This is a genomic window from Mesorhizobium atlanticum, from assembly GCF_003289965.1.
Classification (GTDB): Bacteria; Pseudomonadota; Alphaproteobacteria; order Rhizobiales; family Rhizobiaceae; genus Mesorhizobium; species Mesorhizobium atlanticum.
This window is the reverse complement of sequence record NZ_QMBQ01000002.1, coordinates 152,984-166,539: the sequence shown is the minus strand read 5'-3', so window position 1 is coordinate 166,539 and position 13,556 is coordinate 152,984. Positions and strand designations below refer to the sequence as shown.

The 13,556-nt window shown below is 63.5% G+C and carries 16 protein-coding genes; 13 read left to right on the top strand and 3 right to left on the bottom strand.

The features are described 5' to 3' along the window. Positions 1–8: 8 nt before the first annotated feature. Genes kdpC through DPM35_RS05860 form a run of 3 tightly spaced genes read left to right on the top strand, consistent with a single transcriptional unit; the run spans position 9 to position 4,038 of the window. Positions 9–572, top strand: a complete 564-nt coding sequence (gene kdpC / locus DPM35_RS05870) for a potassium-transporting ATPase subunit KdpC (RefSeq protein ID WP_112126391.1) — start codon at positions 9–11, stop codon at positions 570–572. A gap of 53 nt (positions 573–625) precedes the next feature. Next, the gene (locus DPM35_RS05865) at positions 626–3,349 is read left to right on the top strand and encodes a sensor histidine kinase (RefSeq protein WP_112126390.1); all 2,724 of its coding nucleotides are present in this window, start codon (positions 626–628) and stop codon (positions 3,347–3,349) included. Continuing rightward, positions 3,346–4,038 carry a response regulator transcription factor gene (locus DPM35_RS05860; RefSeq protein ID WP_112126389.1) on the top strand — a complete coding sequence of 231 codons (693 nt, stop codon included), beginning with the start codon at positions 3,346–3,348 and terminating at the stop codon, positions 4,036–4,038. Before DPM35_RS05865 ends, DPM35_RS05860 begins: the two co-directional genes overlap by 4 nt. 121 nt (positions 4,039–4,159) lie before the next feature. Here DPM35_RS05860 and DPM35_RS05855 read toward each other — a convergent pair whose 3' ends face one another. After that, complete coding sequence (locus DPM35_RS05855; protein WP_112126388.1) at positions 4,160–4,750, bottom strand: invasion associated locus B family protein; 591 nt, start codon at positions 4,748–4,750, stop codon at positions 4,160–4,162. Between the two features lie 114 nt (positions 4,751–4,864). Here DPM35_RS05855 and DPM35_RS05850 point away from each other — a divergent pair, with 114 nt between their 5' ends. From DPM35_RS05850 to DPM35_RS05810, 9 genes are all read left to right on the top strand, one after another. Then, positions 4,865–5,257: a hypothetical protein gene (locus tag DPM35_RS05850; protein WP_245431449.1), complete on the top strand. Its 393-nt coding sequence runs from the start codon at positions 4,865–4,867 to the stop codon at positions 5,255–5,257. A 145-nt stretch (positions 5,258–5,402) separates the two neighbouring features. Beyond that, positions 5,403–5,870 (top strand): NUDIX hydrolase, encoded by a 468-nt coding sequence (locus tag DPM35_RS05845; protein ID WP_112126387.1) that lies wholly within the window; start codon positions 5,403–5,405, stop codon positions 5,868–5,870. A gap of 152 nt (positions 5,871–6,022) precedes the next feature. Further along, positions 6,023–6,346, top strand: a complete 324-nt coding sequence (locus DPM35_RS05840; RefSeq protein ID WP_040990288.1) for an ArsR/SmtB family transcription factor — start codon at positions 6,023–6,025, stop codon at positions 6,344–6,346. Next, entirely contained in the window at positions 6,343–6,747 is a 405-nt protein-coding gene (locus tag DPM35_RS05835) for an SRPBCC family protein (protein ID WP_112126386.1), read from the top strand. Before DPM35_RS05840 ends, DPM35_RS05835 begins: the two co-directional genes overlap by 4 nt. Positions 6,748–6,833: 86 nt before the next feature. Beyond that, the gene (locus DPM35_RS05830; protein ID WP_112126385.1) at positions 6,834–7,226 is read left to right on the top strand and encodes a VOC family protein; all 393 of its coding nucleotides are present in this window, start codon (positions 6,834–6,836) and stop codon (positions 7,224–7,226) included. 39 nt (positions 7,227–7,265) lie between these two features. Next, positions 7,266–7,499 (top strand): hypothetical protein, encoded by a 234-nt coding sequence (locus DPM35_RS05825; RefSeq protein WP_112126384.1) that lies wholly within the window; start codon positions 7,266–7,268, stop codon positions 7,497–7,499. Then, positions 7,499–7,942 carry a DUF1801 domain-containing protein gene (locus tag DPM35_RS05820; protein ID WP_112126383.1) on the top strand — a complete coding sequence of 148 codons (444 nt, stop codon included), beginning with the start codon at positions 7,499–7,501 and terminating at the stop codon, positions 7,940–7,942. The genes DPM35_RS05825 and DPM35_RS05820 overlap by 1 nt, the downstream gene beginning before the upstream one ends. Before the next feature lie 78 nt (positions 7,943–8,020). Continuing rightward, a complete protein-coding gene (locus DPM35_RS05815) occupies positions 8,021–8,419 on the top strand; it encodes a DUF1801 domain-containing protein (RefSeq protein WP_112126382.1) in 399 nt (132 codons plus the stop codon). A gap of 300 nt (positions 8,420–8,719) precedes the next feature. Beyond that, positions 8,720–11,206 (top strand): EAL domain-containing protein, encoded by a 2,487-nt coding sequence (locus DPM35_RS05810; protein WP_112126381.1) that lies wholly within the window; start codon positions 8,720–8,722, stop codon positions 11,204–11,206. A gap of 114 nt (positions 11,207–11,320) precedes the next feature. On the opposite strand, the gene DPM35_RS05805 is transcribed toward DPM35_RS05810, so the two are convergent. Continuing rightward, positions 11,321–11,875: a GNAT family N-acetyltransferase gene (locus DPM35_RS05805; protein ID WP_112126380.1), complete on the bottom strand. Its 555-nt coding sequence runs from the start codon at positions 11,873–11,875 to the stop codon at positions 11,321–11,323. Between the two features lie 283 nt (positions 11,876–12,158). Here DPM35_RS05805 and DPM35_RS05800 point away from each other — a divergent pair, with 283 nt between their 5' ends. After that, positions 12,159–12,614, top strand: coding sequence for a DUF2214 family protein (locus DPM35_RS05800; RefSeq protein ID WP_112126379.1), 456 nt, complete (start codon positions 12,159–12,161; stop codon positions 12,612–12,614). Positions 12,615–12,743: 129 nt separating this feature from the next. Here the strand turns inward: DPM35_RS05800 and nth are convergent, their stop codons facing one another. After that, positions 12,744–13,550 (bottom strand): endonuclease III, encoded by an 807-nt coding sequence (gene nth / locus DPM35_RS05795; RefSeq protein ID WP_112126378.1) that lies wholly within the window; start codon positions 13,548–13,550, stop codon positions 12,744–12,746. Positions 13,551–13,556 lie beyond the last annotated feature (6 nt).

Here is a 13,556-nt window from a genome sequence, read left to right as displayed (position 1 = left end):
TTATTCCGATGTTCAAGCAACTCAGACCCGCTTTTGTCATGATCGTCTTCTTCACGGTGCTGACCGGCCTGATCTATCCGATCGGCATGACCGGCATTGCCCAGGCGCTGTTTCCGAGCCGGGCCAATGGCAGCCTGATCGAGAAGGACGGCAAGGTCATCGGCTCCAGCCTGATCGGCCAGGCCTTTGCCGGCGACCGCTATTTCCACGGCCGGCCGTCGGCCGCCGGCAATGGCTATGACGCATCCTCCTCCAGCGGCTCGAATCTCGGCCCGACCAACCCCAAGCTGATCGAACGCATCAAGGGCGACGCCGAGAAGCTGAAGGCCGAGAACCCGAACGCGCCGGTGCCGATGGGCCTCGTCACGACCTCCGGCAGCGGCCTCGATCCCGACATCAGCCCCGAGGCCGCCTATTTCCAGGTGCCGCGCGTCGCCAAGGCCCGCGACGTTGACGAGGCCAAGCTCAAGGCACTCGTCGACGGTCATGTCGAAGCTCGCGAGCTTGGCGTCCTGGGCGAGCCGGTGGTCAATGTGCTGGCGCTTAACCTGGCGCTGGACGAACTGAAGTGATCCACGCGCGCCGGGGATCGACACGACCCCCGGCGCAATTATGATTGGACGCAATGCCCGACGACAGGACCGACTCCGAGAACCGCCCCTCCCCCGACGCGCTCCTCGAGCATGCCGAGCGCGAGGGACGCGGCCGCCTGCGCATTTTTCTCGGCGCGGCACCCGGCGTCGGCAAGACCTACGAGATGCTGATGGCGGGCCGCGCTCGCCGCGCCGACGGCGTCGATGTCGTCATCGGCGTCGTCGAAACCCATGGCCGCAAGGAAACCCAGGCCCTGGTCGACGGCTATGAGGTGATCCCGCGCCGCCTGGTCGACTACCGCGGCCAGACCCTGGATGAGATGGACATCGACGCCATCCTGAAGCGGCGCCCCGCTCTGGTCCTTGTCGACGAGCTTGCCCACACCAACGCGCCAGGCAGCCGGCATCCCAAGCGCTATCTCGACGTGCAGGAGATCCTGGCGCAAGGCATCGACGTCTACACCACGCTGAACATCCAGCATGTCGAGAGCCTGAATGATGTCGTCGCCCAGATCACGCGCGTCAGGGTGCGCGAGACGGTTCCCGATTCCATCATCGACGAGGCCGACGACATCGAGATCATCGACCTGACCCCTGACGACCTGATCAAGCGGCTGCAGGACGGCAAGGTCTATTTCCCCAACACCGCGCAGCGCGCCATCGAGAATTATTTCTCTCCAGGCAACCTGACGGCGCTGCGCGAGCTGGCGTTGCGCCGCACCGCCCAGCGCGTCGACGAACAGCTGCTCAACCACATGCAGTCGCATGCCATTCCAGGCCCCTGGGCGGCCGGCGAGCGGGTGCTGGTCTGCGTCGACTCGCAGCCTGGCGGCGCGGCCCGCATCCGCTATGCGCGCCGGCTCGCCGACCGGCTGCGCGCGCCCTGGACGGCGCTTCACATCGACACGCCGCGTTTGGCCGGCATGTCCGAGGAAGACAAGGACCGGCTGGCCAGGAACCTGCGCCTTGCCGAGCAGCTCGGCGCCGAGATCGCCACCATTCCAGGCCACAACGTCGCCCAGGACATCGTGCGCCACGCGACAACGAATAATTTTACCCATATCGTCATCGGCCGGCCGACGCGCTCGCGCTGGCGCGAGCTGATCGAGGGTTCGCTCACCTATGATCTGATCCGCAATGCCGGCGACATCAGCGTCCACGTCATTTCCGGCGCCGAGCGCGATGGCGACGCCCCGCCGGTACGCGTCAAGGCTGCGCCCGAGCAGAAGCCTTTCCAGATCTGGCCCTATCTGATCTCGACCGTCTATGTCGCCGGCGCGCTGGCCGTCAGCTCGATCCTCGACCAGTTCCTGGACGTCCGCAATCTCGCCAGCGTCCTGCTACTGGCGGTACTGACCGCGGCTGTGACCTTCGGGCTCTGGCCGGCGCTCTATGCCTGCTTCGTGAGCGCGCTTGCCTTCAACTTCTTCTTCCTCGAGCCGCGCTACACGCTGACGATCCGGGATCCGGAAAGCATCGTAGCCTTCGTCGTCTTCCTCGTCGTCGCCGTGATCGCCAGCAACCTGACGGCGCGCGTGCAGCGCCAGGCGGTCGCCGCGCGCTCGCGGGCGCGCGCCACCGAGGACATCTATTCCTTTTCCAAGAAGCTCGCCGGCGCCGGCACGCTCGACGACGTGCTGTGGGCCACCGCCTTCCAGATCGCCTCGATGCTGAAGGTCCGTGTTGTGCTGCTCCTGCCGGAAAACGGCACCATTACCGTCAAGGCCGGCTATCCGCCGGACGATACCCTGGCCGAGGCCGATATTGCGGCCGCCCGCTGGGCCTGGGAACACAACCGCGCCGCCGGCCGCGGCGCCGACACCTTGCCCGGCGCAAAACGCCTCTATCTCCCCTTGCGGACGGGGCGGACCGCGATCGGCGTGGTCGGCCTCGACAACGACAAGCAGGGGCCGCTGCTGACGCCTGAGCAGCAGCGCCTGCTCGACGCCCTGGCCGACCAGGCAGCGGTGGCCATCGAGCGCGTCCAGCTCGTCGCCGATGTCGACCGCGCCAGGCTCGCCGCTGAGGCGGACCGGTTGCGCTCGGCGCTGCTGACCTCGATCTCGCACGACCTGAAGACGCCGCTTGCCGCGATCATGGGCGCGGCCGGCACGCTGAAGGAATTCGCGCCGGCGCTGCCGGAAAAGGATCGCGCCGAGCTATTGTCGACGGTCGTCAGCGAGTCCGAACGGCTGAACCGCTTCATCGCCAATCTCCTCGACATGACCAGGATCGAGTCGGGCGCGATGGAGCCGAACTACGCGCTCCATTATGTCGGCGATGTCGTCGGCTCGGCGCTGAACCGGGCGCAGAAGATCACCGCCGAGCACACAATAGAGACCGACATCCCGGCCGACCTGCCAATGCTGCGGCTCGATCCCGTGCTGTTCGAGCAGGCGCTGTTCAACCTGCTCGACAATGCCGCTAAATACGCGTCGCCGGGCTCGATCATCCGGCTGCAGGCCTGGGTCGACAACGGCGCCGTCATCCTGCAGGTGATGGATGAGGGACCGGGCATCCCGCCGGGCGACCTGGAGCGGATATTCGACACCTTCTACCGCGTGCGCAAACGCGACCAGGTGCGCGCCGGCACAGGCCTCGGCCTGTCGATCAGCCGCGGCTTCATCGAGGCGATGGGCGGCACGATCGCGGCGGCCAACCGCACCGACCGTCCAGGCGCGATCTTCACCATCCGCATGCCCGTGCCGGCTGACTTGCCGGCGCTGGGCGCCCCCCTTACGGATGATGCGGCATGACAAATCAGACCGTTTCCATATTGGTCGTCGACGACGAGCCGCCGATCCGCAAATTGCTGCGCGTTGGCTTGGGCAGCCAGGGCTATACGGTTTCCGAGGCGCCGAACGCCAAGGCGGCGATCGAAATCTTGCAGACCGAACGGCCAGACCTGATCCTGCTCGATCTCGGCCTGCCCGGCATGACGGGCCTGGAGCTGCTCGGCAAGTGGCGCGGCGACGGTCTCGACATTCCGGTCGTGATCCTCTCCAGCCGCACCGACGAAGCCGGCATCGTCTCGGCGCTCGAGCTCGGCGCCGATGACTATGTGACAAAGCCTTTCGGCATGAACGAGCTGGTCGCCCGCATCCGCGTGGCGCTGCGCCACAAGTTTCAGCAGCAGGGTGAGAAGCCGGTGTTCCACACCGGCGACCTCTCCGTCGACCTGGTGAAGCGCATCGTCAAGGTCGAGGGCAAGGAAGTGAAACTGTCGCCCAAGGAATACGACATCCTGCGCATGCTCGTGCAATATGCCGGCAAGGTGCTGACCCATCAGCTCCTGATGAAGCAGATCTGGAACGACTCGACCGACGTGCAATATCTGAGAGTCTATGTCCGCCAGTTGCGGCAGAAGATCGAGAAGACGCCGGACCAGCCGCGCTACATCATTACCGAGACGGGCGTCGGCTACCGATTGCGCGAGGTCGAGTAGCCGACGCAGGCCGTGGTGGTTGGCCGAAGCATCTCAAGGTCGTCGTCCCAAGGTCTCCGCGACGGAGCTTCGCTCCTGCTTCGCCCGTGGATGACGAAGCGTTCAGCCGGCCTAAAGCGAACTAATCCGCCGACAGATCCGCCGTCCGCGCCAGCGCGCTTCCGAAACCATTGAGCGAGATGGTGAAGGAGATCGGCTGCATGGTGTCGGCCGCCGTGGCATTGATCTTCAGCGACGTGCCGTTCTGCAGCAGCGGCGTGGTGTCGGCATCGAACGTCACCGTCACCAGGCAGCCCACCGCCTGGCAGGTGTTGAACTGCAACGTGCCGTCCAGCTTCTTGTCGTCGATCCCGAGCGAGATCCCGTTGGCGAGCGCAAGCCCGAAGGGCAGCGCCAGCGTGCCGGTCGCGTCCTGGCCGGTCTTGGTCGTCAATTCGATCGCCAGCAGCCGCTGCCCGCTCTGCTTGTTGAACTGCTGATGCGACAGGCTGCAGATCTTGTTGGTGCCGGTGACCTGGCAGTTCACCGTCCAGTCGCCATGCGTTTCCGAAAGCGCCGAGGCGCCGCCCGGCAAGAGCGGCTTGGCCCGCGCGTCGGCGGGTTGAGCCGCGGGCGCCACCTTGTCGCCCTTGTTCTGAGCGGCGAGTGCCGGCGGACCGACGAAACCCGCGACGGCCAGCATCGCTATGGCAAACTTATACCTGATTTTCATCGAATCCCTCTTGCCAACCGGCCGGTCGCGCGGACGGGCGGAGCCGCTGTTAGAGCCGCCAGCCCGCGCCACCGTCAAGTGCAATGCTGGGGCACGGGCCGGATTTTCTTCGGCATGACAATCGGTCAGCTGACCATGGCACCGCTGGTCGAACACCCTATATTAGGCGAAGGTTCTGTTTTTCATGCGGACAAGGAAGCCATGTCGCCCCGCTACCTGTCGACGTTTCTGATTTCAGCTGCCCTGGCGGCCACCGGCTTGCTGGGCATGGCTTCCGGTGTATCGGCCCAGGTCGTCATCCCGACCAACCGCAACGCATTGGTGCAGCAGAACCAGCTGCAGCAGTTGCAGAACCAATTGCAGCGGCAGCAGTACCAGCAACAGCAGCAGATCTATCGTGAACTCGACCGGCCGACCGCCCGCCAGCCTCGGCCCGACGTGCCGGTATATGATCAGACATGTCGAATGGAAGCGGTCGGCAACACGATTTCGCGGGTTTGCCGCTGACATTTTGTTTTTTTCAGTTTATTAGCCGACTTACTTACCGGCAAAATACCGGATTGCAAGGGTGTTGGTTTTAGGGTTTGCAGGGGACAGGTTTTGCCCGCGCCGATAGCGTATGGCGGGGATGCTGCTCTCACCGGAATTTGGGATGGCAACAACCAAGAAGAAAGCAGTTCGCCGAGCCAAGAAAGGGCAACGGATCCGCCAGGTGGCGGCCATTCCGTTTCGGTTGCGGGAAGACGGCGGCCTCGAAGTGCTGCTCGTCACCTCGCGCACCACGCGGCGCTTCATCGTGCCCAAGGGCTGGCCCATGAAGGGCAAATCCGGGCGCAGGGCGGCGGCGATCGAAGCCCAGGAAGAGGCCGGCGTTCTCGGCAAGGCCCTGAAGCAGCCTGCCGGTACCTATTCCTATTGGAAACGCATGGCCGATGGCTTCATTCGCGTGGACGTTTCGGTCTTCCTCCTCCAAGTCACCGAGGAACTTGCCGATTGGCGGGAAGCCGCGAACCGGCAACGCGCGTGGCTGCCGCCGGCGGACGCTGCCCTGCTCATCGACGAGCCTGAGCTTTCGACGCTGCTCCGGGATCTGACGTTTCCGGCGGCCGATCCGTCTTAAGCGGACACCTGTTCAATATCGTTCGGCCGATAGCGGCACGCCGGTGGCGATCCACTGTCGCGATCGCGGGCGGGCCGTCCCCATTCGCTGCTTGACTCATACATATCCCAACGGTTATACGTCAATCAATAGCCAACGGGTTATTGATTGGAATGACCACCGCGCACGATATGCTGTTCAGGACGCTTGCCGATCCGACCCGGCGCGCCATCTTCGAGCGTCTGTGCCGCCAGGGCGAGCAGACGGTCGGAGCCCTCACCGCGCAGGCAGGTGTGTCGCAGCCGGCGGTGTCGAAGCATCTCGGCGTGCTCAAGGAGGCGGGGCTGGTGCGCGATCGCCATGAAGGGCGCCAGACCCATTACAGCGCGCAACTCAAGGCGCTTGCCCCGCTGATGGACTGGACGCGCGACATGGCGGGGTTTTGGGAAAGCCGGTTCGACGACCTGGAAGACCTCCTCAAAAGGATGGATCAATGAATGAAGCCGCAACGCGCTCCGTCATTGTCGAGCGCGAGATACCTTTTGCGCCGGAAAAGATCTGGCGCGCGCTCACCCAGCCGCATCTCATCGAGGCATGGCTGATGAAGAACGACTTCAAGCCGGTCGTGGACCATCGCTTCAATCTGAGCGCGGACTGGGGCGGCGTCGACTGCCGGGTGAAGACGGTCGAACCGAACCGGACGCTGTCTTACAGCTGGGACACCAAGGACCTCGAGAGCGTGGTCACCTGGACGCTGACCCCGACGGGCACGGGCACGCATCTGCGCATGGAGCAGGTCGGCTTCCGCACGGATCAGGAGCCGTACTACCGCGGCGCCACCGTCGGCTGGAAGAGGTATCTGGCGACCTTGGAGGAAGTCCTTTCGCGGCTCGACTGAGGTCGCGGCCTACAGCAGAACTGCTCGGAACCACACGCTGTTTAGCGGGGCGGCACACCGCAGGCGCAAGCTATGGAGATATCGAAATGAAGATCAAGCTGACCACGATCTATGTCGACGACCAGGAAAAGGCGCTCGGCTTTTATACCGACGTGCTGGGATTCACCAAGAAGGCCGACTTCACCAACGGGGCGTTTCGCTGGCTAACCGTCGTCTCGCCGGACGACCCTGACGGCACCGAACTGCAACTGGCGCTGAACGACAATCCGGCCGCAAAAACCTACCAGCAGGCGATGTTCAAGCAGGGCCAGCCGGCGCTGATGCTTTTCAGCGACGACATCAAGGCCGACCATGAGCGCATCAAGGCCAATGGCGGCAATTTTGCGATGGCGCCGACCGCGGTGACCGGCGCGACCATCGCGCAGCTCAACGACACTTGCGGCAACCTCGTCCAGCTTTCGCAGTTGGCGCGCTGGTAGCGAGCTCGATCCGTCTCGTCATTTGCAAGGGAGGTTAGATTGGACTGGAGCAAATGGATCAGGCAGCTCCATCGCTGGCTGTCGATCGTCTTCACCGTCACGGTTGTTGCCAATTTCATCGCGATGACCATGGGCCCGCCGCCCGCCTGGATCGTCTATTCGCCGTTGATCCCGCTTTTCCTGCTTTTGTTCAGCGGGCTCTACATGTTCGTGCTGCCCTACGCCGCCAGGTGGCGCGGCGAGCCGTCGCGCGAGCGCACGGGATCGGCCTGATGGCGAAGTCGAAATCGAAGGCCGACGCATCTCCTGACAGGAAGCCGGTCCTGCGTTCGGGCGGCAATCCGCAGATCGCCAAGGGCCATGGCGATGCTCCTGTCCAGGCCTATATCGCCGCTATGCCGGGCTGGAAGAGCGAGGTCGGGCGCCGGCTCGACCAGCTCATCGAGCAAGCCATCCCCAATGTGCAAAAGGCCGTCAAATGGAATTCTCCATTTTACGGCATGGAAGGCGAAGGCTGGTTTCTCGGCATCCATTGCTTCGCCAAATACATCAAGGTGGCGTTCTTTCGTGGCCTGTCGCTGGACCCCGTGCCTCCGGTCGAATCCAAGAGCAGCGACACGCGCTATGTCCATATCCATGAGACCGATCGGATCGACGAGAAGCAGCTTGTTTCCTGGGTGAAACAGGCGGGCAAGCTGCCCGGCGAACGGATGTAAGCGCACGAAGGATCAAGCGCCGCCTCCCGAAGGACCACGGCGGCGGTCTCATATCCCGGCATTAAGGAGAAACCAGACATGCAAAAAGAAGGCGAGCAAGACGGCAAGGCTGCGTCCGAGCTGATTGACGCAAGGATCAAGGAACTGGGCGACTGGCGCGGCGAGATGCTCGCCCGGCTCCGCGCCCTGATCCGGCAGGCCGCGCCGGAAGCCGTCGAGACGTGGAAATGGCGCGGCGTGCCGGTCTGGGAGGATGCCGGCATCATCTGCACCGGCGAGACCTACAAGGCCGTCGTCAAGCTGACCTTCGCCAGGGGCGCGGCACTGCCCGATCCCAAGAAGCTCTTCAACTCCAGCCTCGAAGGCAACACAAGGCGCGCCATCGATTTCAAGCAAGGCGACCAAGTTGACGAAGCTGCGCTGAAGGCGCTGGTTCGCGAAGCCGTGGCCCTCAACAGATCGAAGGCCAAGCGCTGAGAGATGGCTGCGGTGTAATGCTATCGGGTTGATGTTGCCGGCTTTTTTTGCCGCGCCCGGCAACGTGGATCGATACTATGCATCAAATATCGCCATCACGCGGCGCAAGCGTCCTTCAGTTTCTGAGCAATAATTCATGAAACAAATACTCGGCAAATTTATCGGCCGTTAAGCCAGGCGCGTTATCTGGATGATGTCGCCAGTAACCGGGCGACATGTGGGGAAGAATATCGTCTCAACCGACGGATGAGCCAGTCGGACAGACACCGAGGGAGCCAGAACGAGCTCCATGGGAATGGGATGAAGCTCTCGTCGACCGATGCCGGTCCGCGTCTGATAGGGCTGGTCTGGCCCTTTGTGGTGGTGGTCCTGATCCAGGCGCTGGTTGCAACCCTCAGCCTTCACACATTATCGGCGGTCCGCGCCTATGTCGGCGGCGAAAGCCAATGGTCGAAAGGCCAGAAGCACGCCATCTACTTCCTGAACCTCTATGCCGATACCGGCCAGCAGGAGTATTTCAACGAATATCGTCAAGCCATCGCCGTGCCGCTCGCCGATCGCGCCGCGCGGCTGGCGCTCGAACGGCCCGAGCCCGACACGAATGCGGCCAGGATTGGCTTTCTCGGCGGCAACAACCACCCCGACGACGTTGACGGCCTGATCTGGCTGTTCCGGAATTTCCGCCGCATCAGCTATCTCGACACCGCGATCCGCCACTGGACATCAGCCGATGACATGATCCTCGCCATCGAGGGACTTGGCGACGACATGCATCGAAGGCTTGAGAAGGGGCCGGCATCCACGGCTGAGATCGGTCTCTGGAAGGCGAAAATCCACCAGCTCGACCGCCAGATCGGACCGCTTGCCAAGGCCTTCTCCGACAGCCTCGGCGAGGGATCGCGCTTCATCAAAATGGCGCTGACGGCGGCCAATCTCGCCACCGCCGCCCTGCTTATCCTGCTCGTCGTCTGGCGCACGCGCAAGCTGATGATCCAGCGCCAGGTGTTTCAGAGCGCCCTCAACGCCGAGCGCGAGCGTGCCCAGATCACGCTGGCTTCGATCGGCCAGGCCGTCATCAGCACCGATACCGAGGGGCGGCTGGACTATATGAATGCCGGGGCGGAGCGGCTGCTTGCCTGCTCGCTGGCCGCAGCCAGGGGCAGACCCATCCCCTCCTTGTTCCGGCTCCTCGACAAGGACAGCGGCGTCGAGGAGACCGATCTGATCCCGCGCCTGCTGGCGGGCGAGCCGCGCCGCTCCAATGTGCGCCCGCAACTCCTGGAGCGTCTCGACGGCTCGGTCGTGCCCGTGGCGCTGAATGGCGCGCCGCTGATCGTTTCAGGCCGGATCCTCGGCTGTGTCCTGGCCCTGCATGACATGACTCGCGAGCAGGACTATATCGAGCGCCTGTCGTGGCAGGCATCGCATGATGCGCTGACCGGGCTGGTGAACCGCCGCGACTTCGAGAACCGGCTGGCGGGCGCGATCTCCGAAGCACCGGAAAGGTCGCGCCGGCACGCGCTCATGTATCTCGACCTCGATCAGTTCAAGCTGGTCAACGACACATGTGGCCATGCCGCCGGCGACCAGCTGCTGCGCCAGATCTCGGTGCTGCTCGCCAACGAACTGCCGCCCGGCGATATTCTGGCCAGGCTCGGCGGCGACGAGTTCGGCGTGCTGCTCTTCGATTGCGATGCCGACTGTGCCGCCGCAACGGCCGAACGGCTGCGCGCCACGGTCCAGGACCTGCATTTCTCCTGGGACGGGCGCCCCTTCAACATCAGCGTCAGCATCGGCATGGTCGAAGTCGCCAATGTCGGCATGACGCTTGAGGAGGTGCTGCGCGCCGCCGATGTCGCCTGCTACATGGCGAAGGAAAAGGGCCGCAACCGCGTCCAGTTCCATAGCGAGGGCGACACCGCGCTGCGCGAACGCTTCGGCGAGATGGCCTGGGTGCAGCGTCTGCATGTCGCCCTGGATCAGAACCGCTTCAGGCTGCATGCGCAGGAAATCGCGCCCCTGCGCGACGACATCCCGGAGCAGGGCGCGCATATCGAAATCCTGCTCAGGCTGACCGAGGAGGACGGCAGCTTCGTCACCCCGCAGAGCTTCATCCCGGCGGCCGAGCGCTACGGATTGATGCCGGCGATCGATCGCTGGGTGGTCCGCAACACCTTCGCCACCTTGGCGGCCAGGCGCGCCGATCCGCACGCGACGCCGATATCCACCTGCGCGATCAATCTCTCCGGCGCCACCTTCGGCGACGAGACCTTCCTCGGCTTCATGCGCGAGCAGTTCGCCGCGCACGCCGTTGCGCCCGAAACGATTTGCCTGGAGATCACCGAGACCAGCGCCATCGCCAATCTTTCCGAAGCCATGCGCTTCATCGCCGATCTGCGCGGGCTTGGCTGCCGCTTCGCGCTCGACGATTTCGGCTCCGGCATGTCGTCCTTCGCCTATCTGAAGCATTTGCCGGTCGACTACCTCAAGATCGACGGCAGCTTCGTCAAGGACATGCTCGACGACCGCATCGACCGCGCCATGGTCGAGATGATCCATCACATCGGCAAGGTGACGGGAAAGCGCACCATCGCCGAATTCGTCGAAAGCGACGGCATCCTCGACGCCTTGAAAGCGATTGGCGTCGACTATGCGCAGGGCTATGCGATTGCGCGGCCCCAGCCATTCGACGCGACCACGGTGCTGCGGGCCAATCGCAGCGAGCGCGATGCGACGGCGGATAGCTGGGAGACCTTGGCCCGGACGCTGCGTCGCAAAGCCGGCTGATTGCCAAACCCTAAAGCGCGCAGCGATCTTTCAGATTTCGCTCCATGCCCTTTAGGTTTTGATTTTACACACGTCTTTATCCCGAAACCGGTTCCCACTGTCGGGAGACATGCTCTAGGCGACAACCCCTCCGGCCCGCCGTTCCAGCAGGATCGTCGGCTTCTCGTGATAGGTGGTCCGCAAAATCTCTCCATAACCGTTCTTTTTGGCCACCTTCAAAGAAGCGCCGTTTTCCGGATCGATGATGCAGACGGTTCTCGCCGCTCCGAACGCCACGTCGCTCCAGGCGACGATCCGTCCGACAACCTCGCTCGCAAGCCCTCGGCCTTGCGCCTCCGAGGCCAGGGCCCAACCGGCTTCCGGCAGGCCTTCGATCGAAGGTTCGATCTCGCGCTTCAAGTCATGGAAGCCGGCCTCGCCGATGAAGCGCCCCGTCGCCTTGTCTTCGATCGCCCAAAAGCCGTAGCCGATCAGCGACCACAGGCCGGCATGGCGCAGGAAGCGCATCCAGCTTTCCTCGCGTGTGCGCGGCTTGCCGCCGATGAAACGGGTCACCGCGGGTTCCGCCCACATGGCGGCATACGTCTCGAAGTCGCCCAGACGATGCGGCCGCAGGATGGTCCGCGCCGTCTCGAGGATCGGCACGCCAGCTTCCGTTTTGATGCTCATGGCACTCCTCTCGTTGAGACGGCAGCGCTTAGTGTGTTTCGCCGTTTCGCGGAAACGGCGAAACACACTAACTCTTTGTTTTTACGCAATTCCGGACGGAAAACCGCTCACACTTTTCCTGGAATTGCTCTAGCAAACCGGCGTCCCACGGCAAGGGCCACGATCGGCCGGGATCATCCTCCAGCGCAGCGATTTCGCCGTCTGGGAATCTTGACCAATGATGCTACTCTTCGGACACGGTACGGTACCCAGCCGCGTCGCGCCGCCAGGCGCAGGGAAGAACATGGACATCACTGATCTTGTATTGGCCATTCTCCATCACCTTCTGGTGTTCTCGCTGGCCGGCATCATCGGCGCCGAGTTCGTGCTGGTGCGCGGCGATTTGGCGGCGGCGACGCTGAAGCGCCTTGCCGGCATCGACCGCCATTACGGCATCATCGCCGCGCTGATCATCATCGTCGGCGTCTGCCGGGTGTTCTTCGGTCTGAAGGGTTGGGAATTCTACGTCTATAACTGGGTGTTCTGGGCAAAGATGGTGGCCTTCGCCACCGTCGGCCTGCTGTCGATCGTGCCCACCATCCGCTTCATCTCCTGGAACAGGCAGGCCAGCGGCAATCCCTCTTTCGCGGTGCCGGCGGCGGAACTCGCCTCGGTCAAGAATTATGTCCGCGCCGAGGGCTTCATCTTCCTGCTCATCCCGGTTTTTGCCGCGGCCATGGCGCGCGGCTACGGCTATTAGAGCCAAACCCGCTCTAGCGCATGATGCCGAAAAGTGTGAAGCGGTGTTCGGGCGACATCATGCTCTATCTCTTTGATTTTTGAGCCGGATTCAGATTTCAGGTCGAATTCGACCTGAAATCATCCGGCTCTAGGCCTCGGCCGGAAACGTCTCATCCAGCGGCGCGATCCGCACCAGCGGGGCCGGAATGTCGGTGGTCTTTTCCTTCGACTTGCAGATATCGGCGATCACGCAGGCCGGGCAATCGGGCTTGCGCGCCTTGCAGACATAGCGGCCATGCAGGATCAGCCAGTGATGCGCGTGGCGCATAAACGCGGCCGGGATGACCTTGAGGAGCCCTTGTTCGACCTGTTCCGGCGTCTTGCCGGGGGCCAGCCCGATCCGGTTGCCGATGCGGAAGATATGCGTGTCGACCGCCATCGTGTGCTGGCCGAAGGCGACGTTGAGCACGACATTGGCGGTCTTGCGCCCGACGCCTGGCAGCTTCACCAGCTCGTCGCGATCCTGCGGCACCTCGCCCGCATAATCGTCGATCAGCGCCTTCGACAGCGCGATCACGTTCTTCGCCTTGTTGCGCCACAGGCCAATCGTGCGGATGTAATCGCCGACCTTGGCCTCGCCCAGCGCCAGCATCTTGGCTGGCGTGTCGGCAGCCGCGAACAGTGCCTTCGTCGCCTTGTTGACGCCGGCGTCCGTCGCCTGCGCTGACAACACCACCGCGACCAGCAGGGTGAAGGCGTTGACATAGTCGAGCTCACCTTTCGGCTCCGGTCGCTGCACCGAAAAGCGCCGGAAGATCTCATGCACCTCGGCGGGGCTGTAAAGCGAGCGCGAGGCGGCCTTTCGCGGCCGTCCACCGGGCACCCGGCCGCCGTTGGCGGTAGAGGGTTGGGACTTTTTGACAGCTGTGGATTTTTTCGACTTGGGAGGCGCCATTTCCCT

Excerpts from the sequence above, each read along its gene's own strand:
- kdpC (WP_112126391.1), top strand. The coding sequence starts at position 9 with ATGTTCAAGCAACTCAGACCCGCTTTTGTCATGATCGTCTTCTTCACG.
- DPM35_RS05865 (WP_112126390.1), top strand. The coding sequence starts at position 626 with ATGCCCGACGACAGGACCGACTCCGAGAACCGCCCCTCCCCCGACGCG.
- DPM35_RS05860 (WP_112126389.1), top strand. The coding sequence starts at position 3,346 with ATGACAAATCAGACCGTTTCCATATTGGTCGTCGACGACGAGCCGCCG.
- DPM35_RS05855 (WP_112126388.1), bottom strand. The coding sequence starts at position 4,750 with ATGAAAATCAGGTATAAGTTTGCCATAGCGATGCTGGCCGTCGCGGGT.
- DPM35_RS05850 (WP_245431449.1), top strand. The coding sequence starts at position 4,865 with ATGACAATCGGTCAGCTGACCATGGCACCGCTGGTCGAACACCCTATA.
- DPM35_RS05845 (WP_112126387.1), top strand. The coding sequence starts at position 5,403 with ATGGCAACAACCAAGAAGAAAGCAGTTCGCCGAGCCAAGAAAGGGCAA.
- DPM35_RS05840 (WP_040990288.1), top strand. The coding sequence starts at position 6,023 with ATGACCACCGCGCACGATATGCTGTTCAGGACGCTTGCCGATCCGACC.
- DPM35_RS05835 (WP_112126386.1), top strand. The coding sequence starts at position 6,343 with ATGAATGAAGCCGCAACGCGCTCCGTCATTGTCGAGCGCGAGATACCT.
- DPM35_RS05830 (WP_112126385.1), top strand. The coding sequence starts at position 6,834 with ATGAAGATCAAGCTGACCACGATCTATGTCGACGACCAGGAAAAGGCG.
- DPM35_RS05820 (WP_112126383.1), top strand. The coding sequence starts at position 7,499 with ATGGCGAAGTCGAAATCGAAGGCCGACGCATCTCCTGACAGGAAGCCG.
- DPM35_RS05815 (WP_112126382.1), top strand. The coding sequence starts at position 8,021 with ATGCAAAAAGAAGGCGAGCAAGACGGCAAGGCTGCGTCCGAGCTGATT.
- DPM35_RS05810 (WP_112126381.1), top strand. The coding sequence starts at position 8,720 with ATGAAGCTCTCGTCGACCGATGCCGGTCCGCGTCTGATAGGGCTGGTC.
- DPM35_RS05805 (WP_112126380.1), bottom strand. The coding sequence starts at position 11,875 with ATGAGCATCAAAACGGAAGCTGGCGTGCCGATCCTCGAGACGGCGCGG.
- DPM35_RS05800 (WP_112126379.1), top strand. The coding sequence starts at position 12,159 with ATGGACATCACTGATCTTGTATTGGCCATTCTCCATCACCTTCTGGTG.
- nth (WP_112126378.1), bottom strand. The coding sequence starts at position 13,550 with ATGGCGCCTCCCAAGTCGAAAAAATCCACAGCTGTCAAAAAGTCCCAA.